The sequence below is a fragment of the Rhizobium bangladeshense genome (assembly GCF_001662075.1).
GTDB lineage: Bacteria > Pseudomonadota > Alphaproteobacteria > Rhizobiales > Rhizobiaceae > Rhizobium > Rhizobium bangladeshense_B.
Window position 1 is genome coordinate 1 of the sequence record NZ_LYPL01000094.1, and the last position, 1,099, is coordinate 1,099.

A 1,099-nucleotide genomic window follows, 5' to 3' on the forward strand; every position below is an offset into this window, starting at 1 on the left:
CGTCCTTTTGCCAGTCGCCTGCTACAGGCAAGGCCTGCTGACGCCAGATGAGCGACCCCCATCCAAGGCAAATGATTTCATTCATCTGGGCCCCCGTCACTTGGCAATAAATCATCACTGACGCGAGGAGCGTCGATGATCAGGGACGTTTTGGTAATGTCGCTTATTTCCATTGTTCCCCCTCATCACGCAGCGTTACTGCAATAAATTCAAGTCCAGCAGCGACTGGGCATATTTCTCGATGAACCGTCGGACATGCTTCATTCCGTCGCCAAGCTCGGCTTCGCTGATTTCGTGGGCGCGATGGATGATTCCGTCGCGCCGCCCCACGAGCGCACTAAGATTGTCACGGTGGGGCAACCGCTGCGGGGCCTGCAGTACGCCGATCCGCTGCAGCGCGTCCTGCAAGGCGCGCAGGGCCTCTCGAGGACCGAGTGTTTCTGTCCCATTTTCCCGGAAGGCGGACAGCGCCAGATCCTCCCGGCGCTCGAAAAGCCCATACAGAAACATTTCCACGGCATGAACCGTCGCTATGGCGGCGAGTCGCCGGTTATTAGCGCCCCCTTCCAGCCGCAGCTCTTCCGCCTTGCGGAAGAAGTCGCGGGCCATCAGGAGGAAGCCGTCGACCTGTGGCAGCATCTCATTCTGGCGCGCCAAATATTCAAGCACCATGGCCGCGACGTAATCCTCCGGCCAGGGCTCAGCCTGCCAGCCTCCCAGTACTGTCTGGCCGGAGACCAGCCAAGCGTCGCCGACTGCCAGAACATGCGGCACGTCTTCAACGAAGTCGGACCGGCGTATCGCTTCCATGGCAAGCGCCGTGGCGATGACCTCTGGAACCTCATCGCCCGCGTCACGCGGCAGCGCGCCGACGTCTGGAATGACTTGCGTGATCAGCCATGACACGGCTTTCCGGATCACGTCATGGTAACGGTCATCGCCGAGCCGCTGGAGGGCTACTGTCGCCAAGGCCGTAGCGCGGACGCCAGGCACCGCCGCGCCTTCCCTCGTTTCGTTCCAATAGCCTTCGACCTCCTGCCGGCGACCGAGGCGGCCGGTAAGGACCGCTATTTCTCGCCGCAGGTCGCCGACAAGCCTC

The 1,099-nt window shown here is 61.6% G+C and carries 1 protein-coding gene; it reads right to left on the reverse strand.

Features of this window, described 5'->3' with window-relative positions:
- Nucleotides 1-195 precede the first annotated feature (195 nt).
- Complete coding sequence (locus A7X77_RS31630) at nucleotides 196-906, reverse strand: hypothetical protein (protein WP_156668216.1); 711 nt, start codon at nucleotides 904-906, stop codon at nucleotides 196-198.
- Nucleotides 907-1,099: the final 193 nt, after the last annotated feature.